This is a genomic window from Corynebacterium amycolatum (genome assembly GCF_016889425.1).
Classification (GTDB): Bacteria; Actinomycetota; Actinomycetes; order Mycobacteriales; family Mycobacteriaceae; genus Corynebacterium; species Corynebacterium amycolatum.
On sequence record NZ_CP069513.1, the window covers coordinates 1,500,510 to 1,520,272 of the forward strand.

The following is a 19,763-nucleotide window of genomic DNA, read 5'->3' on the forward strand; positions in this document are numbered from 1 at the left end:
CATTAAGCGAACTCGACAGGTTTTTGCCCCTTAGGTAACTCGACGACTTCGCCGTCGGTCACCTGCAAATGACGCGCCTCGAGCGAGTTGATCATGCGATGATCGTGGGTAATTACAATAATTGTGCCTTCAGCAGATGCAATAGCGTCCTGGACCTGCTCGATTAGATCCACACTCAGATGGTTAGTAGGTTCGTCGAGAAGCAAAATCTCTGGTGGATTGGCCACAACGAGCGCCAATGCCACTCGACGCTGCTGTCCGATGGACAGGTCACCTACAGGTCGATTGGCGTCCTCGAGGCTAAGCAACCCAAAGTCGTCGAGAGGCACGCGGGCATTGGGAGCAAGGTCGTACAACTCACGGGCGGACTTCTTTGGGGTTTCCCAGTCTTGTTCCTGAGCCAGCATGGCTACTCGACAGTTCTCGCCGATACGCACCTCGCCAGCCTGCGTCTCAACTTGCCCCATGATGGCCTTGAACAAAGTAGATTTTCCGGCCCCATTAGGGCCTGTGATAACGACCTTGTCTCCGGGACGAATAGTCAGTGAACCAACCCGAATTCGATCTGGGACGACCACACCGCGCATCTTGATGTGAAAATCCTCATCGCTTCCCGATGCAGCGCGCTTGGTCGGTAGGGGTGCGGTCAGCGGGGCATCAAAGCCCAGCAGAGCCGGCGGACGCTCCACACCTTCCTCAATGAGCTCATCCAGTCGCTGCTTAGCCGAACGCACGCGGCGCGCGATTTGCCGCTCTACACGACCGCCACGGCGGTCATAAGCCATCTTGTTGTTGTCCGTCATTGCTCGGCCCGGTGAGACCTCACGGGCGCCATTGTCGATGGTGTCTTCCAACCGATTGCGTTCATGCTCCTCGGAGCGCCACTGGTGCTCCCATAGCTCACGCTGGTGGCGACGGTGCTTCGCGTAGTCGGAGTAATTGCCACGGAACAGCCCAATACCAGGGCGCCCCGGCACCAAGTCTCCAATTACAGTACAAACGGCATCCAGGAAGTCGCGGTCATGCGTTGCCACCACAACCACTCCAGGGTGGTTCTGAATGGTGTCAATCACGAGCTGGCGACCGCGTTCATCGAGATGGTTGGTGGGCTCGTCGAGAAGCAAAATCTCTGGCTTTCGAATGAGCGTAATCGCGAGCCCCAGCCGCGCCCGCTGCCCGCCGGAAATCTCCGTGGTTAGTTGCTCTACCAGGGGAGCGCCGTCGGGAGCAGTGCCGGTCAGGCCGAGATGGTCGAGTACAATTTCCGCGTTATGTTCGGCGTTCCAGTCATCGTGAGCCATGACATCCGAGAAGACCTTCGAATACGCTTTCTCTGCCGCCTCAGACTCATCTGGGGTCTCTGCTAAGGACATCGCCTCAGCTGCCTCTTCCAACTCCGCTAGACGACGTTTCGAGGGGCCGAGAGCCTCATCGATAAGCATTTGCACCGTGGAGTCGAAAGGCGCTTCTAACTCCTGAGAGCCGAGCACACGCGTGCCAATATGAGTCACCGTACCGCTCGTGGGTCGACGACGACCCGACAGCAGCCAAAGAAGAGTGGATTTGCCGGCTCCGTTGTCTCCGACCAATCCGAGGACATCGCCGTCGGAAAGCGTGAGCGAGACATCGCGCAGAACAGGCGTGGCCTCGTAGTCGAAGTTGACACCGTTGGCGACAAGCTGTGTGGCGTTGTTCGAAAGGTCGGTGGTGGGGGAGTGACTGGTAGACATATGTCCATTTTAGTACTGGTAAACAGCAGATTTGGTATCTGACATATGTGGGAGTCAAGGCGAGCTCGAAAGAATCTGGGGAACAAAAAACCACCCCGGTCGACATCCGAAGTGGATGCGGACCGGGATGGTCTTATTTGAGCGCAGTAGAAAATCTACCGCGGAGTTTTAGTGCTCGAGCTGGCGACGCTCTTCAGCGTTCTGAGCTTCGAGGTCACGGAACATCTGAGCCTGCTGCTCGTGGTTCTCGTGCTCGATGCGAGCTGCCTCTTCGGCGATCTCCGGGGAGTCCGGGCTGAAGAAGCTACCGCGACCCGGGTTACCAGCGGCGCCCAGTTCGTTCATGGTCTTCGGGACGTAAGCTCCCTGGTACTCGAGCGGAACGGCGTGGCCGTGCTCGTCGACCGGGCCTAGCGGCTGGTGGACCTCGATGAAGGAACCATCAGGCAGCTGGTTGATGATGCCCGTCTCAATGCCGTGCTCCAGGACAGCGCGGTCAGAGCGCTGCAGGCCGATGCAGATTCGGTAAGTGACGAAGTAAGCGATCGGCGGCAGGATAATCAGACCGATACGACCAACCCAGGTCATCACGTTCAGCGAGATCTGGAAGTGGTATGCAATCAGGTCGTTACCACCGGACAGAGTCAGCAGGGTGTAGAAGACCAGAGCCATGGCACCAAGGCCGGAGCGAACCGGCACGTCGCGCGGACGCTGCAGCAGGTTGTGGTGGGCGTTGTCGCCGGTGATCTTCGCCTCGATGAACGGGTAGGCGAAGAGCAGGACGACCAAAATACCACAGAGCAGGGCGACCCAGAAGACTGCCGGGATCGTGTAGGAGCCCAGGTAGAGCTCCCACGGCGGCATGACACGGGCAGCACCGTCAGTCCACAGCATGTAGATATCCGGCTGGGAACCGGCGGAAACCTGCGCTGGGTTGTACGGTCCAAGGTTCCAAATTGCGTTGATCTGGAAGATACCAGCGAACAGCGCCAGGAAGCCGAAGGTAATCAGACCGAAGGAAACGGACTTGACCGCGAAGATCGGGAGGATACGAACGCCGACGACGTTGTTCTCGGTACGACCTGCGCCGGGGAACTGGGTGTGCTTCTGGTACCAGACCAGAGCCAGGTGAGCGGCGATCAGGCCCAGCAGCAGAGCAGGGAGAATCAGCACGTGTGCAATGTACAGGCGTGGGATGATCATGTCACCCGGGAAGTCGCCGTTGAACATCATCCAGTGCAGCCAGGTGCCGATAATCGGCAGACCGATGATGATTGCGGACATAATACGCAGACCAACGCCGGAAAGCAGGTCGTCCGGCAGGGAGTAACCCATGAAGCCCTCTGCCACGGACAGCAGCAGGAGGATGGAACCGATGACCCAGTTAGCTTCACGCGGCTTGCGGAATGCGCCGGTGAAGAAGATGCGGAACATGTGCGCCATGATGGACACGGCGAACAGAAGAGCACCCCAGTGGTGGATCTGGCGAATGAACAGACCACCGCGAACCTCGAAGGAGATCTGCAGGGCGGTCTCGTAGGCGCGAGACATCTCGACACCGTTGAGTGGCGCGTAGGCACCGTCGTAAATGACCTTCGACATCGACGGGTCGAAGAACAGAGTCAGGTAAACACCCGAGAAGAGCAGGACTACGAAGGAGTAGAGTGCAATCTCACCCAGCAGGAAGGACCAGTGGGTAGGGAATACCTTATTGAGCTGCTTACGCATGCCGCCAGACAGGGTGTAGCGGTCATCCATATTCTTAGCAGCGGTTGCTAGTTTCGTTGGATTACTCATGATTGACGCTCCCAGAATGCCGGACCGACGGGCTCAACGAAGTTGCCCTCTGCGTACATGTAGCCTTCTTCATCAACGCTGATCGGCAGCTGCGGAAGAGCGCGAGCAGCTGGACCGAAGACCGGCTTGCCGTAGTGCAGTGCATCGAACTGCGACTGGTGGCATGGGCAGAGAATACGGTTCGTCTGCTGTTCGTACAGAGAAGTCGGGCAACCAATGTGTGTACAAATCTTCGAGTAGGCGAAGTAGTCGCCGTAGTGGAAGTCTTCCTGATCCTTGCGCAGGATTGCCTTTTCAGCGTCCTGGGAACGCAGACGAATCAGCATGACCGAGTTGCGGGAGCCGTGAATCGAGTGCATGTGTGCCTCGTAGACATCGGCATCCTTGGAGTACTTGTCGCCGTCGTTGACGTCCTCTTCCGGAAGCGGGAAGACAGTCTCCATAGAACCTGCGGACAGATCCTCTGGGCGGAGGCGAACCAGGCGGGAAACGCCCTTGGTGGTGTAGCCGTGTGCACCCTCTTCAGCGATAGCACCGGTGTCGCGGCCGAGGTAAACCTTGTGGCCCTGCTCGACAAGAGTCCAACCGGTGGTCCACAGAGTTCCGTCACCAGTGACGTCAACGTCGTGGCGTGGCTTCCACGGGTTCTTAATCATGCCGCCAAGCGGAAGAATCATGCCGATACCAGCCAGGACGGCACCGGTACCAAGGAGACCCTTGATGGCGGAGCGACGGCCCAGGGTGGAAGTCTGCCAAGAATCGTTCAGCAGGGCAACGATGGTCTTCTGGTCGACCTCTTCGGACGGACCATCGTGGCGGCGCTGAACCGAAATCTCTTCCGGGATGAAGCGCTTGGTGAACTTAACTGCACCAATACCCAGGGTGACGATACAGCCACCGATGGTGATACCCAGCAGCGGGGTGTACATGGTGTACAGCCACAGCCCCTCTTCGCCGTGACCCTTGTAGTGCCACGGGTAGAACAGGTAGATGGCGATGAATGCCAGGCCAAGAATGACCGACAGAGCCAGCCAGATGGCGACGCCACGGGCCGCGCGCTTTTCAGCCGGGTCGTTGGCAATCGGGAAGCGTTCCTTGCGGTAGGCAATGGTCACGTCGTCGAGTTCAGCGCCCAGACGAGCGAGATCCGCATTGCTCATCTTTGACAGCTCTTCGGAGCTGTACTTCTTGTTTTCGTTATTACTCATCGGCGGGATCCAATCCAAAGAGCGGCCGCTACGAGAGCGACGATGCCTACAATCCACATGACAAGGCCTTCAGCAACCGGGCCGATGCCACCAATACCCCAACCACCCTGGGTCGGAGTTTCCTTGGAGTTCTTGATGTAGGCGATGATGTCCTTCTTCTCGTCAGCAGATAGCTGGCGGTCAGAGAACTTCGGCATGTTCTGCGGGCCGGTCAGCATGGCCTGGTAAATTTCCTGCTCATTTGCAGGATCCAGGACTGGTGCGTACTTACCGCTGGACAGTGCACCGCCACGACCGGTGAAGTTGTGGCAGGATGCACAGTTCAGGCGGAACAGTTCGGAACCGCGAGCAACGTCAGCCTGGTCAAGCTCACCGTTCGGGCCGGCGTTCTTACCGCGCAGCGACTCCATAGCAATGGAGCCGTCTTCGTCGCGGACAATGCCTGCGCCGCCACCATTAGCCCGGACGTAGGCTGCGATAGCCAGCGTCTGCTCTTCGGAGTAACGCGGGGTCTTACGTGCTGCCTGAGCCTCATTGCGAAGCATCGGCATACGACCGGAGTGAACCTGGAAGTAAACCGAACCCTCGCCGACGCCAATCAGTGACTTACCGCGGTCCTTAACGCCCTGGAGGTTGGCGCCGTGGCAAGTAATACAAGCAACGTCATAAAGCTCCTTACCCTGCTGAATGATTGCGGCTTCATCCTGCTGAGCAGTAGCCGTCTGTGCATCAGGGGTCAGAGCATTAGCGAGGAAGCCCGCGCCGGTGAGGGCGAGAGCCATAGCCATAATACCGGAGGCAGTACGGCGCATCTTGCGGCGGCCCTTTGACTTCGGGGCCGCAGCCAAGGACGTGGTGTCCTTGGTTTCGGAGGTAGTGTTTTCCATCTTTTTCCCTTTAAGACTGTTCGTGGAAAGTGGATGGGCTGTAGGCCGTACTAAACAAAGAACGGCCAATACGGCCTACTGGATGAAGTAGATGGTGATGAACAGGCCAATCCACACGACGTCGACGAAGTGCCAGTAGTACGAGACCACAATGGCAGCAGTGGCCTGTGCCGGGGTGAACTTCGCCTTGGAGGTACGGATAAGCACCACAACGAAAGCCAGCACACCCGCGAGAACGTGGGCTGCGTGGAATCCGGTGGTGATGAAGAAGACCGAACCGTAAATGGAGTTCTGAATGGTCAGACCGTGGCTAACCAGGGTGAAGTACTCGTAAGCCTGGCCAACGAGGAAGATTGCACCCAGGGCGGTAGACAGTGCGTACCACTTACGGAGTGCGAAAACGTCGCCACGCTCGGCCGCGAACACGCCCCACTGGGCAGTGAACGAAGACGACACTAGGATCACGGTGATCACTAGTGCGTACGGGACGTTGAGGTGGCCGGTACCCCAATCCCACGAATCGCCCTGGCCGTTCGCGCGTGACACGAAGTACATCGCGAACAGACCGGCGAAGAACATTAATTCCTGAGACAGGAACACAATCGTGCCGACACTGACCATATTCGGTCGGTTCAGTGTCGCAGCACGACGTGGTGCTGTCATACCTTGATTTTCAACTGCGCTCGTCACATCTAACAGTATGTACTGTTCTTAAGGAGTAGTCACGTTGCAACCCCCATTTTTGTATATAAATTCCTAAAATCCCAGGTCGCAAGGAAAGGTTTCTGAGAATTTCACTAATTTTTCCCCCTGTTGGGAACTTTCCAGTGTCTTTATCCGACGCGGGTGAATTCGAGGGTTTTGTTGTGCCGCGGTGCGCGGAGTCCATCCCCCTGGACTGCCAGGTTCACCTTCGGCGAACCTGGGTTAGCGATACTGCGGCATCGGCTGTCGGTTAGTTTATCGCAGGTTCGGCTCTATTTAATATCGTATTTTTCCAGTTGCCCCAATGGGGGTGAGATTTTCGGCGAACGCAAAAGGCGGACCTGGTGATGCGCTGGATATATGGGGGAGGTATCTTGTCTTATTACGTACATCACGGTGGGATTTTCCAGAAAGCCCCGTGATGTGGTGCATCTGGTGGGCGGAATAACCAGCAGCACCTAGGTGCATTTGTATTAATAAAGTACGAGTACAGACTTGACTATCTAGTGGAAGGGAGTGGCGATGAGCGAGATCGGCGATAAGAGGGCGGTCGAAAACTGGCGCCATGTTCTTTCCACGATTGGCGCTGGCCGCGAAGTTTCCGGTGAGGGCATTCGATTCGCCATGGATCAGATCATGTCAGGTGCTTCCGGAGACATCCAGACCGCAACGTTTGCTTTCGGTCTCCTCGCCAAGGGGATTACGGCTGCCGAGCTCGATGCTGCGGCTGAGGGCATGCTTTCGTTTGCCCGCCCAGTTCATGATCCACAGCTCGCCGGTGTTATTGAGCGCGGTGCAGTCGATATCGTCGGCACCGGTGGTGATGGCGCAAATACCGTCAACATCTCCACGATGTCCATGATTGTTATCGCGGCCAGTGGTGTGCCGGTGCTCAAGCACGGTAACCGCGCGGCTTCCTCGAAGTCGGGCGGAGCTGACATGCTAGAGGCCTTTGGCATCGACATTGAGAACGGTCTCGTTACTTCTCCGGAACATCCGGACTTCTACGTGCGCTTCCTCTTTGCCGCTCGCTTTCATCCGGCCATGCGCTTCGCTGGACCGGTGCGTAAGGAGCTAGCGGTTCCGACAGTCTTCAACCTGTTGGGGCCGCTGACGAATCCAGCACGCCCGCAGGCAAGCTTGATTGGCTGTGCCTTCGAAGATCAGATGGAGACGATGGCGGACACCTTCGCCCGCCGTGGTCAGCGCGCGTTGGTGGTACGCGGAAGCGATGGTCTCGACGAGATTACTGTTACTGGCCCCACCAAGGTCTTTATTGTGGAAAACGGTGAAGTTGCCGAAGATGTCATCGATCCACATGACTATGGCATGGAGTACTCCGAAATTGACGCGCTGCGTGGCGGTGACCCCGCGTACAACGCTGATGTTGCACGTCGCATTTGGGCTGGCGAACTCGAAGGTTCGATTCGCGATGCAGTCATCCTTAACTCCGCCGCCGCAATCGCCATTTCGCGTGGTCTGGGTGGCCGTCCGCTAAAGGAAGCTATGGCCGACTCCATTGAAGAGGTCAAGGAAACGCTCCAGTCGGGGCTGTGCCTGGACATCGTTACCGCGGCGATGAAGGGTTAAGGTTCGCGTCGCGCTTCACGACGTGCTTGCTGCGCGTCAATTGCCCACTGAAGGTATTTTCCTGCGCCCAACCTGGGGTAGGAAAACTCGCCTCCGGTGGGCTTTATTCGTACCTCCGGGCGCTGCAGCCATTTCCAGACAATACTGAGTTCATCAATTGATGCTCCTTTATATAAGGAGTCATCTGGAGTGACTGTTTGGGCTGAACTCTCCATGAGGTCGATGATGTAGCTCATATCCGCGCCACGCGGTGCGGTGCTGGCGCCGGCCAGCCTGCCATAGCGAATTTCCGCTAGGTGCCAGCCACCATTGCCATCGGGGAAAGCGGCTTGCAGAGATGGGATGGCGGCAAGCATGCTCAGGCGCTGCTGCTTATCCAAGCTGATAATGAACTCCGCAGTGCGGTCACGCTGCACTGCCGTGCGTTGGAAGCGGTGTGCTTTGGCAAGTGCTGATATCTCAGCAATCATGTCTGCGATCTCGTCTGCGCCGGTGGTGGAGATCTGGGCGGTTGTTATCGCAAAGTCGTCGTTAAGTGCGGAGAACCTGTCGCGGATGGCAGTAGCGGTGTCGCGCGTGCGGAAAGGACCTAGGCTGCGGGCGTCGGTGACTGTTCGGCTAATCTTGGCAGGCCGACCGGGGCTAGCGGGGATGATGTACCAGCCGCGGGTCGGTTCGGTACGTTGTCGGTTGTAGGGCGGACGGAGTGCAGAGATCAGACGAGCCTCGCGGATTTCTGCTGCGAAGCCGTGCAGGCATTCGATGATCTCGACGCGTTCGGCTAGAGAGACCATTTCCGTAATCTTGCGACGAGAATCAGTGCCGTTGAAATACTGCAGAAGTCTACGTCGCAAATCGAGAGCTGTACCTATATATAAGGGGTCGTCATTTCTTGACCGAAAAACATAGACACCAGGGGTGTGCGGAGCTCGATCGGCAAGATGCCGTTTAGCACGAACCTCCGGAGCGACGGTCGGCGAGTAATGCACTAGCTCGGACGCTGTTTGTACTTCATCGCCGACTAGTCTCTCCATGAGGTAGTGAAGGACGTCGACGGTTGCGATTGCGTCGTCAAGCGCCCGGTGGGTGGGGCGATTCGGAGAACCGACGTACCGTGCGAGCTGTGAGAGCTTGAAACTGCCAACTTGTGAGCGGTCAAGGACGCGACGCGCCAACGTGAGAGTGTCTACGACGCTGGGGCTTGGCCAATCTAGGCCCAAATCTGTGCAAGCCTGGCGGAGGAATCCAATATCGAACTTGGCATTATGCGCAACCCAGACGCTTCCCCGAGCAAATTCGAGGAACTGAGTAATAACTGTGCCGAGCTGTGGGGCAGTTTCAACATCGGCGGTAGTGATGCCGGTGAGAGATGTGATGTGGTCGGGAATCTCCATGCCGGGGTCGATGAAGCTGGAAAAGGTGCCAATTGTCTTGCCGCCACGGGTTTTGATGGCCCCAATTTCAATGATGTGGTCGTTCTTGGCCTTTAGTCCAGTCGTTTCTAGGTCTACGACGACAAAGGTGGTGTTGAAAAGAGAATCATCGACGGAGCCTTCGAGAGGGAAGTGCTGTTGTCCTGAATTCACGTCAATAATCCTATTCTGAGCGCTCCTAGTAGTGTTAAAACTGTGAAACTTGAGCAAATTGAGCTGCTACAAGCTGGAGTGTGACATAAAACACGTTTTGAGTTCGCGATAAAAATGTTCCGACCTTAAGGCGTTAAGTGTAAAGTTCTCGGCGGACTTCAAAATGCCAGGTAGTGACACGTTTATCAAACTGTTATTATTCCGCAATAGGGGGAGTGTCTAGTTGTAACAGCTTGGTAACGGTTTAGTTCTATCGATGGTAACAACCGGGCCTTGAGCGGTTTTCTTGGCAAGTGGCTAGACAAAACTTGATGCCATTTCGTAACCTTATCGAGACATTGAAACGGGGCCACTGAGTTGGTGCCGGTCATTGATAAGAAAACACAGAGCCTTATCGAAGGTCCTGAGGGGCTAGGTAGTGAGAACCTCAGGGGATTCGAGCCGGGGACCCACCTCGAACCATGGGGTGAATCCCAAAGGGAAATCCCGGAGGGTAGGAAGTCTTCCATTCTTCCGAACCCGTCAGCTAACCCGGTCGGCTAAACAGGAAGATTTTGGAGTTTCAAAACAATGGGCAAGCACCACCGCCGTTCTAACTTTGCACGCAACGCAGTCGCATTTGGCGCAACCGTCGCCGGCGTTACCGCTCTCGCAGTTCCGACCGCTAACGCTAACCCGCTGAACGACATCCAGGGCGCACTGAACGGCTTCGATACCCCGCAGGTTGCAGGTCTGCAGGATGTTGTTGGCAAGTTCAATGATGTCGCAGGTGAGGTTACCTCCGGCAGCGTTGCAAACGTTGCAGCACCGTCCACTGGTTCGGCTATCGTCTCCGCCGCACGTTCCAAGATCGGTTCCCCGTACGTGTGGGGTGCCACCGGTCCGAACTCTTTCGACTGCTCCGGTCTGACCTCCTGGGCATACCAGCAGGTCGGTAAGTCGATCCCGCGCACCTCCCAGGCGCAGGCTTCCCAGGGCACCGCGGTCTCCAGCCCGGCACTGGGTGACATCGTTTCCTTCTACTCTGGCGCTACCCACGTCGGCATCTTCTCCGGTAACGGCAATGTGATTCACGCTCCGCAGTCCGGCGATGTCGTCAAGGAAGCTCCGATGAACTACATGCCGGTTCACAACTTCGTCCGCTTCTAATCTGTTTGAACGGATGACAAACTGCGGGGCTTAGATGCCCAGCAGAGCCTTGGCTCTTTTTTAATGAGGGGGGCACTGAGGCGAGCGCCCGGGTGCTGACGCTATGTGCGTCGTAAAGCACTATGGGGGGCGCTCGCCTCATTTTTGTTTTTGCCCTGTGGTTACGCAATGCGTGGAGTCGAAGGGCTATCCTGATTACTCCCTTTGGATACCCCTTTGTGCTGGCGGTTTGTCGGTGTGTTGTTCCGCGGCAAGACTGCTACAATTTGCTCGAATGCGTCAAGTGGTTTGATGTTTTGTTTTTCGGGGAAGAAATTTGAATACACAATTTGAAAAGGGTTTGGATTTGTCGCGTCACCGTGCCTCTCGCCGTCGCCACAACTCTCGTCGCGGTGTAGTCGGGCTGACGGTCGTGGCTGGGCTAACCTTTGGCTCCGTAGGTTTGGCGCCGATTGCGTCTGCGCAGGATGAACAGCCAGCCCCGGATCTGGCTACTGCAGACGGCATTATTGCAGAGCTGGAGAAGATTTCTCGGGATACCGAAGCGATTTCGGAGGAAGTTACCGAGCTGGATTCTCAGGTTCAGGCCAAGGAAGAGGAACTCCGGCACGCCGAGGGGGAGCTGAAGCGCTCTGAGGATCAGGTTCTCCGAGCACAGGATGACCTCAAGGCGCTCTCTGGCGAGATTTCCTACTTCGCGAAGAAGCGGATGCGTGGTGAAATCGTCGACCCGTTGTCGGCCGCACTGGGATCTGCCAGTGCTCAGGACGCTATCGACCGTACCGGTTACATCAATAAGATGTTCCGCGACAACGATGAAGTCGTCAGCCGTGCGGTGCAAGCCCGTAAGGATGCCGAGGAGGGTAAGGTCAATGCGCTGCGTCTGCAGGGAGATATCCGCAAGCAGCTCGATGGTCTGGCTAAGCGTCGCGATGATTTGGACAAGCGCAGCGCTGAATTTGATGAGCGCGCCGAGCATGTCAAGTCCATGGTTGATGCGCTGAGCCCCGAACAGCGGGAAATCTGGATTTCCAAGAACAACCCAATTACCGAAGGGCTGGATAAACTGCTCGGATCTTCCGCCGCAGTTGATGCCGCGATGTCGAAGCTGGGTTCCCCGTACTCGTGGGGAGCTGCTGGTCCCTCCGCATTCGACTGTTCCGGTCTGATGTACTGGGCGTACCAGCAGATTGGTAAGTCCATTCCGCGTACTTCGCAGGCACAGCTCGCCGGTGGCACCCCGGTAAGCCGTGACCAGCTGCAGCCAGGTGACATCATCGGTTACTACCCGGGCATTACCCACGTAGGCATGTACATCGGCAATGGTCAGATTGTCCATGCTTCCGACTACGGCATTCCGGTCCAGGTCGTTTCCATCGACCAGGGCGGCCCGTACCAAGGCGCTGTCCGCTTCTAACTAGCGGCAGGTGACTTCGCGTCTTTTTAGTCAAGGTAGATAAACTCGACTCCATGTCTGCGCGCGTACTGCTCATTACGAATGACTTCCCGCCTCGCGATGGTGGAATCGAGTCCTACCTGCGCGATTTCTGTGCTCGTTTGGATCCAGAGAACCTCGTAGTCCTCGCATCCTCGCGAGCTTCCAAAGAAAAGCTCCGCGCCTACGACGAGTCGCTACCGTACCGTGTTTACCGCATGCGTGATTCCGTGCTGCTGCCACTGCCGCACGTAGCTCGTCGCGCCGCTCAGATCATTCGCGCCGAACGCATTGACACCGTCTGGTTTGGTGCCGCCGCGCCACTTGGTTTGCTTGCCGACGCATGTCGTCGCGCAGGTGCTACCCGCATCGTTGCTACCACTCACGGACATGAAGTGGGCTGGTCGATGCTGCCATTGGCTCGCCAGATGCTGGGGCGAATTGGTAAGAACTCCGATGTTGTGACCTATATTTCCCGCTACACCCGTGGTCGTTTTGCGACAGCCTTTGGCCCGCAAACAGCGTTTGAACACCTGCCTTCTGGTGTCGATATCGAGAGGTTTTCCCCGGACCCCGAGGCGGGACAGAAGATCCGGCAGCACCACGGAATTGGTGAGTCCCAGCCGCTTATCGTCTGTATTTCTCGGCTAGTGCGCCGCAAAGGGCAAGATATGCTGATTCGCAGCATGCCTAAGGTTCTTGAGCAGCACCCAGGTGCCAGATTGCTGATTGTGGGCGTCGGTCCGTTGAATCGAGAGTTGGAAAAGCTGGCAGCAAAGCTTGGGGTCTCCGAGCAGGTCATTTTTGTCGGCAAGGTCTCCTATGATGATCTCCCCGCCTATTACAATGCAGCCAGCGTTTTCGCCATGCCCGCCCGAACCCGAGGCCGTGGCCTCGATGTAGAAGGCCTCGGCATTGTCTACTTGGAAGCACAGGCCTGCGGTGTCCCTGTCATAGCTGGCAAGTCTGGTGGCGCCCCGGAGACAGTTATCGATGGTGAAACTGGCATCGTTGTCGACGGGGTCTCGCAGCGCAGCGTCGCCACCGGACTGGTTGAAATTTTGGATGATCCGGAGCGCGCGGCGGCGATGGGAGCCTGTGGTCGGGAGCATGTTGTGCAGTCGTGGACCTGGGAGGTCATGGCTGCTCGGGCTCGCCGAATTCTCCGAACCTGCGCAATCCCTTTATAATCAACTGTTATGTCCACCGATATTCCGATTCATCCGAGCTCAGACGAGTCCGCCGCCGCTGATTGCCCGGCTATCGGTTTTGATATTGGTGGAACAAACCTGCGCGCTGCAGTTATCAGCGCTGATGGGCAGGTGTTGTATCGAGTTCAGACTAGTTCTGACGGCAGTGTGGATGCCATTGAACGTGGCATTGTTCAGACATCCGAGCGCTTGGTTGAACGTTTTCCAGATGTCAGCGCCATCGGTTTAGCTGTAGCTGGTTTTTTGGATTCTGACCGCCAGACGGTTCGGTTCGCCCCGCATCTGCCGTGGCGCGATGCGAATGTCGTCAAGCGTTTATCCTTGCTTCTCCCGTGCCCTCTGCAGCTTGAGCACGATGCCAACTCGGCCGCCTGGGGCGAGTATCGCTTTGGTGCGGCTCGCGGTGCGGATAATTGGGTGCTGTTTGCGCTGGGTACGGGAATCGGTGGCGCGATGATGCGGGGTGGTGAGATTTACCGGGGCGCGTACGGCACGGCGCCGGAATTCGGCCACCTCACCGTTGTGCCGGAGGGTCGTCCCTGCTCCTGCGGAAAGCGTGGTTGCTTGGAGCGTTACTGCTCGGGTACGGCGCTGGTTACCACAGCTCAGGAGCTCTCTGAATCCGGCCGCTACTTCTCGCGGCTTACCGACGGGCTCGTGGCCGGCTCGGTAACTGGTACCGATGTCGTCTCGGCTGCTAGGCAGGGGGATGAATTGGCTCTGGCTGCGATTGATGACTTTGCTACCTGGCTCGGGCGTGGTTTGTCGATGGTGGGCGATGTCTTTGATCCGGAATTGATTGTCATCGGTGGCGGTGTTGCCTCGGCGTCTGATTTATACCTGGACAAGGCCAAGGCCGAGTTTGCCCGCAATCTCACCGGTGCTGGCTATCGTCCGGTAGCGGATGTGCGGGTCGCTGAACTGGGTGCCGATGCCGGGTTGATTGGTGCAGCGGATATTGCGCGCAGCGTCGTGGCTGCCGAGGGTGCGGCATCGTCGTAAAGCGTCAATTGGGGGATTGTAGGGGAATTCGCCCGCGAAAAGGTGGGGAATGGCTGCGGAGATGGATCGCCGGGCCACGTGAACCTGTATAGTTTTAAACTGTGAATAATCGCTGGTACAAGTTCTTTAAGTACATCCTCATTGGCCCTTGGCTGCGGATCTATAATCGCCCGTATTACATCGGTGGTGAGAAGATTCCTCAGGAAGGTCCAGCGCTGATGGCGTCGAACCACCTTGCTGTGATGGATCACTTTTTCTTCCCACTGGTCTGCCGCCGTCAGCTGACGTTCCTGGCGAAGGCAGAGTACTTCACCACGCCGGGCTTTGTCGGCGGTATTCAGAAGTTCTTCTTCTCCTCGGTGGGGCAGGTGCCGATTGACCGTACCTCTGGTGATGCAGCCCGCGATGCGCTGAATGCAGGCTTGAAGGTGCTGTCACGCGGTGATCTGCTGGGCATTTCTTTGGAGGGCACTCGTAGTCCGGATGGTCGACTGTACCGCGGGAAAACCGGTGCGGCACGTGTAGCACTGGAGGCCGGTGTGCCGGTGTTCCCAATGGCGATGATTGATACGGAGAAGGCCAACCCGATTGGCTCGTGGATTCCTCGTCCGGTGAAGGTGGGCACGATTATCGGCGATCCGATTGATCCGTCGGAGTACAAAGCCAAGTACAGCGATGAGTATGAAGCGGCCAGGGCACTGACGGATGACCTGATTAAGGAAATTCAGAAGCTTTCGGGTCAGGAATATGTCGATGCCTATGCGACTGATGTGAAGAAGTCCTTGGAGGCCGGCAACGGCTATCCAGCGGGAACCGAGCCGGGGGGAGAGCTGACTTTTCCGGCTCCGGGGCCGAAGCCGACCCCTCGTCGCTGGTTCCGACGCGCTCGCTAGAATAATAAGGCGCAGATAGTTTTCGCGACAGTGGGGCTGCACACTTCCTAAGGCGATTCGGTGCATGGGGAAGATTTGCTCGGTAGGGCTCCGCGGTCTTTTGGTCGCGAGGTAGCCGACGCGAGGCCGAGGCTGGAGAGGATTCCACACCGTGCGTTATTTTTATGACACCGAGTTTATTGAAGACGGCAAGACTATTGATCTTGTCTCCATCGGTGTCGTAGCTGAGGACGGCCGCGAGTACTACGCGGTGTCTACCGAGTTCAACGAGAGCAAGGCTGGGCCGTGGGTGCGGGCCAATGTGCTCAATCAGCTGCCCAATCCCTCATCTCCGCTGTGGAAGAACCGGGACACGATCCGCGAGGAACTGCTGGCATTTTTCACCGAACCCGGTACGGGCAGTCCAGAGCTGTGGGCCTGGGTAGGCGCCTACGACCATATTGCGTTGGTGCAGCTTTGGGGCGATATGACCAAGCTGCCGCAGTTCATGCCGCGCTATACCCGTGAACTCAAGCAGTACTGGGAGATGGCGGGCAAGCCACGGTTACCAAAACAGACTGCAGGTAAGCACGATGCGCTGGCAGATGCCCAGCACAATCTGCTGAAGTTTCAAAAGATTGCCCAGAAGTTGCCGCTTGATTAAGCAGCGGAATGCGAATATTTGGTGACCTGACTAACACCCTTCTGGCAGGGGCACTACAATGAACTTCTGTGAGTTGGACTATTGATCTCCCTGTAGATGACCTGCCCGATCTGCCACCGCTTCCCGGCGACATGGCTGAGCGCTTTGCTGATGTCGTATCCCGCCAAGCCCTACAGCAGCCAAGCTGGGATGCCCGCGCCGCTGCTAACGTGCGTCGCATTCTCGAATCGGTGCCGCCAATTGTGGTCGCGCCTGAGGTTCGTAAGCTTCGTCAGGAGCTTGCCGACGTCGCTAATGGTAAGGCCTTCCTGCTGCAGGGCGGTGATTGTGCGGAGACCTTTGAGTCCAATACTGAGCCGCACATTCGCGCCAATGTGAAGACCTTGCTGCAGATGGCCGTTGTGCTGACCTACGGCGCATCCACCCCGGTTGTAAAGATGGCTCGTATCGCTGGTCAGTACGCTAAGCCGCGCTCGAAGGACATCGACGGCGACGGCTTGCTTAGCTACCGCGGCGACATGGTCAACGGCGTTGAGCCGACTGAAGAAGCTCGAGTTCACGACCCAGCTCGAATGGTGCGTGCTTACGCCAATGCCTCTGCGGCGATGAACCTGGTACGTGCACTGACAGGTTCGGGCACCGCTGACCTGCATCGTCTGCACGAGTGGAACCGTGAGTTCGTCAGCAACTCGCCGGCTGGTGCCCGCTACGAGGACCTGGCACGCGAGATTGATCACGCACTGCGGTTCATGGCTGCCTGTGGTGTTGCGGACTCGAACCTGCAGACCGCGCAAATTTACTGCTCGCATGAGGCACTGGTTGTTGACTACGAGCGCGCTATGCTGCGCCTGTCTGAAAACGATGGCAATCAGGAGCTGTTCAACCTCTCCGCGCATCAGCTGTGGATTGGTGAGCGCACCCGTGGTATTGAGGACTTCCACATCAACCTGGCTGCCATGATTGGCAACCCCGTCGGTGTGAAGATTGGCCCGACCACCACGCCGGAGGAGGCTGTCGCTTACGCCGACAAGCTCGACCCGTTCTTCCAGCCTGGTCGCCTGACCCTGACTTCGCGTCTGGGCAATGACAAGGTTCGCTCCGTGCTGCCTCCCATCGTTGAGGCTGTGGAAGCTTCTGGTCACAAGGTCATTTGGCAGTGCGATCCGATGCACGGCAACACTTACTCGGCCTCCAATGGTTACAAGACCCGCCACTTCGACCGCATTGTCGACGAGGTTCAGGGCTTCTTCGAGGTGCACCGCTCGATCGGCTCGCACCCGGGTGGTATCCACGTGGAGCTGACCGGCGAAGATGTCACTGAGTGCCTCGGTGGCGCGCAGGACATTTCCGATGTCGATCTGTCAGGCCGTTACGCATCCGCCTGTGACCCGCGTTTGAACACTCAGCAGTCGCTGGAGCTGGCCTTCCTGGTTGCCGAGATGCTGCGCAACTAGTTGCAACCAGCTCAGCTAGGTACAACTAGCCCAGCTAGTGCAGCACCGCACTCAGTAGAGCGCCGCACTTTTTTACAGAGTGCTGACCGAAATGCTGTCACCCGCCGTGGCCTTAGCGCCCGGTCGGGGTGACTGCAATACGATGCGATCGTCATCGTTCGCAGAGCCGTCGATGTCGAGCTGAAGATGCTGTTTCTCCGCTTCACGACGTGCCTGCGCAACAGTTTTACCCAGCAGCTGCGGAACCTTCACTGCTCTGGACACGGTCAGCGTGACAGTCGCATCATTGGGGTTAACCAGACGACCTGCACTTGGTGAGACTGCGTCAACACGGCCGTAGTCGCGCGAGGAGGAGGACGCGTCCTTTACTTCGCTTACCTCAATGCCCTCGCGCTGCAGAATTTGACGAGCAGTATCCTCCGACTTGCCCACTACATTGGGCACTTCGATGCCGTTGTTAATGGTCAACGTCACAGAACTACCGCGTTCGAGGCCAGTGCCTTCCTCAGGAGACACGGAAAGAACCTCTTCCGGCTCAGCAGAGGAGGAAAACTCCGCCGATACCTCCCGGACTTCCAGCCCGGCCTTGCTCAACAGCTCACGAGCTTCATCCTCTTGAAGCCCCACGATCTTTGGCACCTTCACCGGTGCTGGACCCTGGGAGTAATGCACAGTCACAACTGAGCCAACTTCGACGGTCTGTCCTGGAGCAGGAACCGCAAAGACCAAGCCGCCCGTGGAGACATCATCGGAAAAGACGGGGTCTCCGACCTCTTCTTTCAACGTCCGCTTAGCTAGGGCAGCGCTGAACACTTCCTTTGAGTGGTTCGCGGGATATGCGGGCACAGTCGGGCGGCCAAGGCTGACCAGTACGCGAACATCATCACCGCGGACAACCCGCGCTCCAGCCAGAGGGTCCGAGCCAATAATCTGGGACACTGCGACATCGTTGTCGTAGCGCTCATCAACCACCGGTTCAAAGCCCGCCTCACTGATTGCGGTCATCGCCTGTGGTTGTGACAGCCCAGCGATAGAAGGCACTTCGCCGTAACGGCCAGAGCCCAGCCACCATGCGCCAAGCCCCATGCCCAACGTGGCAACCAGGGCGATAATCAGCCACAATGCACATCCACGGCGCGTCCGCTGTCGGGTAGCTCGACGGCTCTTCGGCGTCTGAGTCTGAGCAGATCGCGGCTGCGGATGCTGCGGGTGCTGTGCGCCCTGAGTGTCCGGCGGCAGCGGATATTCCGGAGCACCCGGGACGTCGGCTGGTACGAGAGCTCCACCAGACGGCTCCGGGGATTCCCAGCCAGTGGGGTTGTACCCGTCATGGCGATTGAAAGTGCGTGTCCGCCCCGCATTCGGGTCGTCGAAATCATCGAAAATATTCGGTGGTCCCGGTGGTCGGGAAGAAACGGGGTTACCGGGTACGTCCGTCGAGAAGCCATAGCCGTCGTGACCGAAGCGCTCGGGTGCCGTCTCTGCGGTGCCGTGTCGGTCATCGAAATGGTCGTTGCGCGGTCGGTGGAAGTCCTCTGTGAGCCCCTCCATGGCGGCAGCGTTGGCGGCTGCTGAATTTACGGGCGACGGCACGCGGAATGGGGGCAGCGCGAGCTTGTCCGCAATGTCTTCGAGGGCGTCACCGAATTCCTCGGCCGTCTCAAACCGATCCTCCGGCCTGCGGGAACAAGCGTGGGCGACCAACTCGTCGAACTCCTCGGGAACGCCGTCGATGAGCTCCGAAGGTGGCGGGACATCTTCGTTCAATCGCTTCATGGCAACGCCCAGTGAGGAATCGGCGATGAATGGAGTGGTGCCGGTAAGTAGCTCAAAGAGCAAAATACCCGCCGCATACACATCGGAGGCAGGGGAGATGGATTCACCCGTGACCTGCTCCGGAGCCAGATAAGCGACGGTGCCGACGATGACCGAGTTAGAGGTCACCTTGGCATCAGCGGCCGCGCGCACTAGACCGAAATCCGCCAGCTTCACCCGCCCGTCCGAAGCAATCAGCACATTTTCCGGCTTGATATCTCGGTGCACCATGCCGCGAGAATGCGCCACCGATAGAGCGCGCAGAACCGAGCGCATCACGACGGCAGCTGCATGCGGAGGCATCGGACCGCGCTGACGGAGCAGCTCGCGGAGGGTCCCCCCGTCGACGAATTCCATAATGAGGAACACATGTCCCGCCGGATCCGTGCCCTGGTCGTAGACGTTGACGAGCGACTCGTCATTGAGGTGCGCGACCGCGCGGGCCTCACGTTCGAAGCGGATGCGGAAAGATTCGTCGTCGACAAAACGCGGATCCATGACCTTTGCGGCCACCCTGCGATCGAGCCGCAAATCGGTGGCGCAGTACACGGTGCTCATCCCACCGTGTGCGATGGTGGCTCCAATACGGTAGCGACCATCGAGAATCTGCCCCTCGACAAGCTGCGACATAAACCAGCCTTCCCTATTCCAATCAGTT

15 protein-coding genes and 1 riboswitch are annotated in these 19,763 nt (G+C 57.7%); of the genes, 8 read left to right on the forward strand and 7 right to left on the reverse strand.

Going from position 1 to position 19,763, the window contains the following annotated elements; all coding sequences use genetic code 11:
- Window positions 1–2: 2 nt before the first annotated feature.
- The 5 genes from I6J19_RS06665 to ctaE form a co-directional block, all read right to left on the reverse strand.
- Window positions 3–1,730, reverse strand: a complete 1,728-nt coding sequence (locus I6J19_RS06665) for an ABC-F family ATP-binding cassette domain-containing protein (protein ID WP_038625869.1) — start codon at window positions 1,728–1,730, stop codon at window positions 3–5.
- Between the two features lie 168 nt (window positions 1,731–1,898).
- Complete coding sequence (gene qcrB, locus I6J19_RS06670; protein ID WP_038625867.1) at window positions 1,899–3,527, reverse strand: cytochrome bc1 complex cytochrome b subunit; 1,629 nt, start codon at window positions 3,525–3,527, stop codon at window positions 1,899–1,901.
- Window positions 3,524–4,735 carry a cytochrome bc1 complex Rieske iron-sulfur subunit gene (gene qcrA / locus I6J19_RS06675; protein WP_038625865.1) on the reverse strand — a complete coding sequence of 404 codons (1,212 nt, stop codon included), beginning with the start codon at window positions 4,733–4,735 and terminating at the stop codon, window positions 3,524–3,526. The genes qcrB and qcrA overlap by 4 nt, the downstream gene beginning before the upstream one ends.
- Window positions 4,732–5,622, reverse strand: a complete 891-nt coding sequence (gene qcrC, locus I6J19_RS06680; RefSeq protein ID WP_038625863.1) for a cytochrome bc1 complex diheme cytochrome c subunit — start codon at window positions 5,620–5,622, stop codon at window positions 4,732–4,734. Before qcrC ends, qcrA begins: the two co-directional genes overlap by 4 nt.
- A gap of 75 nt (window positions 5,623–5,697) precedes the next feature.
- Complete coding sequence (gene ctaE / locus I6J19_RS06685) at window positions 5,698–6,312, reverse strand: aa3-type cytochrome oxidase subunit III (RefSeq protein ID WP_141737489.1); 615 nt, start codon at window positions 6,310–6,312, stop codon at window positions 5,698–5,700.
- Window positions 6,313–6,849: 537 nt separating this feature from the next.
- Here ctaE and trpD point away from each other — a divergent pair.
- On the forward strand, window positions 6,850–7,917 hold the full coding sequence (gene trpD, locus I6J19_RS06690) for an anthranilate phosphoribosyltransferase (protein ID WP_052155533.1): 1,068 nt from the start codon (window positions 6,850–6,852) through the stop codon (window positions 7,915–7,917).
- Here trpD and I6J19_RS06695 read toward each other — a convergent pair.
- A complete protein-coding gene (locus tag I6J19_RS06695) occupies window positions 7,914–9,503 on the reverse strand; it encodes a DEDD exonuclease domain-containing protein (protein WP_187402470.1) in 1,590 nt (529 codons plus the stop codon). The genes trpD and I6J19_RS06695 overlap by 4 nt on opposite strands.
- 413 nt (window positions 9,504–9,916) lie before the next feature.
- A riboswitch (cyclic di-AMP (ydaO/yuaA leader) is annotated at window positions 9,917–10,059 on the forward strand.
- A gap of 14 nt (window positions 10,060–10,073) precedes the next feature.
- Here I6J19_RS06695 and I6J19_RS06700 point away from each other — a divergent pair.
- From I6J19_RS06700 to I6J19_RS06730, 7 genes are all read left to right on the forward strand, one after another.
- Window positions 10,074–10,652: a C40 family peptidase gene (locus I6J19_RS06700; RefSeq protein ID WP_016423023.1), complete on the forward strand. Its 579-nt coding sequence runs from the start codon at window positions 10,074–10,076 to the stop codon at window positions 10,650–10,652.
- A 346-nt stretch (window positions 10,653–10,998) separates the two neighbouring features.
- The gene (locus tag I6J19_RS06705; protein WP_236658588.1) at window positions 10,999–12,069 is read left to right on the forward strand and encodes an NlpC/P60 family protein; all 1,071 of its coding nucleotides are present in this window, start codon (window positions 10,999–11,001) and stop codon (window positions 12,067–12,069) included.
- A 53-nt stretch (window positions 12,070–12,122) separates the two neighbouring features.
- Window positions 12,123–13,277 (forward strand): glycosyltransferase family 4 protein, encoded by a 1,155-nt coding sequence (locus I6J19_RS06710; RefSeq protein WP_038625853.1) that lies wholly within the window; start codon window positions 12,123–12,125, stop codon window positions 13,275–13,277.
- A gap of 9 nt (window positions 13,278–13,286) precedes the next feature.
- Window positions 13,287–14,300, forward strand: a complete 1,014-nt coding sequence (locus I6J19_RS06715; RefSeq protein WP_038625851.1) for an ROK family glucokinase — start codon at window positions 13,287–13,289, stop codon at window positions 14,298–14,300.
- A 101-nt stretch (window positions 14,301–14,401) separates the two neighbouring features.
- Entirely contained in the window at window positions 14,402–15,193 is a 792-nt protein-coding gene (locus tag I6J19_RS06720) for a lysophospholipid acyltransferase family protein (protein ID WP_038625849.1), read from the forward strand.
- Window positions 15,194–15,344: 151 nt separating this feature from the next.
- Window positions 15,345–15,836, forward strand: coding sequence for a polyadenylate-specific 3'-exoribonuclease AS (locus I6J19_RS06725; RefSeq protein ID WP_016423018.1), 492 nt, complete (start codon window positions 15,345–15,347; stop codon window positions 15,834–15,836).
- 68 nt (window positions 15,837–15,904) lie between these two features.
- Window positions 15,905–17,290 (forward strand): class II 3-deoxy-7-phosphoheptulonate synthase, encoded by a 1,386-nt coding sequence (locus I6J19_RS06730; protein WP_038625846.1) that lies wholly within the window; start codon window positions 15,905–15,907, stop codon window positions 17,288–17,290.
- A gap of 72 nt (window positions 17,291–17,362) precedes the next feature.
- Here I6J19_RS06730 and I6J19_RS06735 read toward each other — a convergent pair whose 3' ends face one another.
- Window positions 17,363–19,735: a Stk1 family PASTA domain-containing Ser/Thr kinase gene (locus tag I6J19_RS06735; protein WP_038625844.1), complete on the reverse strand. Its 2,373-nt coding sequence runs from the start codon at window positions 19,733–19,735 to the stop codon at window positions 17,363–17,365.
- Window positions 19,736–19,763 lie beyond the last annotated feature (28 nt).

Bases quoted from the DNA above. Each gene is read 5' to 3' on its own strand.
- I6J19_RS06665 (WP_038625869.1), bottom strand. From the start codon at position 1,730: ATGTCTACCAGTCACTCCCCCACCACCGACCTTTCGAACAACGCCACA.
- qcrB (WP_038625867.1), bottom strand. From the start codon at position 3,527: ATGAGTAATCCAACGAAACTAGCAACCGCTGCTAAGAATATGGATGAC.
- qcrA (WP_038625865.1), bottom strand. From the start codon at position 4,735: ATGAGTAATAACGAAAACAAGAAGTACAGCTCCGAAGAGCTGTCAAAG.
- qcrC (WP_038625863.1), bottom strand. From the start codon at position 5,622: ATGGAAAACACTACCTCCGAAACCAAGGACACCACGTCCTTGGCTGCG.
- trpD (WP_052155533.1), top strand. From the start codon at position 6,850: ATGAGCGAGATCGGCGATAAGAGGGCGGTCGAAAACTGGCGCCATGTT.
- I6J19_RS06700 (WP_016423023.1), top strand. From the start codon at position 10,074: ATGGGCAAGCACCACCGCCGTTCTAACTTTGCACGCAACGCAGTCGCA.
- I6J19_RS06710 (WP_038625853.1), top strand. From the start codon at position 12,123: ATGTCTGCGCGCGTACTGCTCATTACGAATGACTTCCCGCCTCGCGAT.
- I6J19_RS06715 (WP_038625851.1), top strand. From the start codon at position 13,287: ATGTCCACCGATATTCCGATTCATCCGAGCTCAGACGAGTCCGCCGCC.
- I6J19_RS06735 (WP_038625844.1), bottom strand. From the start codon at position 19,735: ATGTCGCAGCTTGTCGAGGGGCAGATTCTCGATGGTCGCTACCGTATT.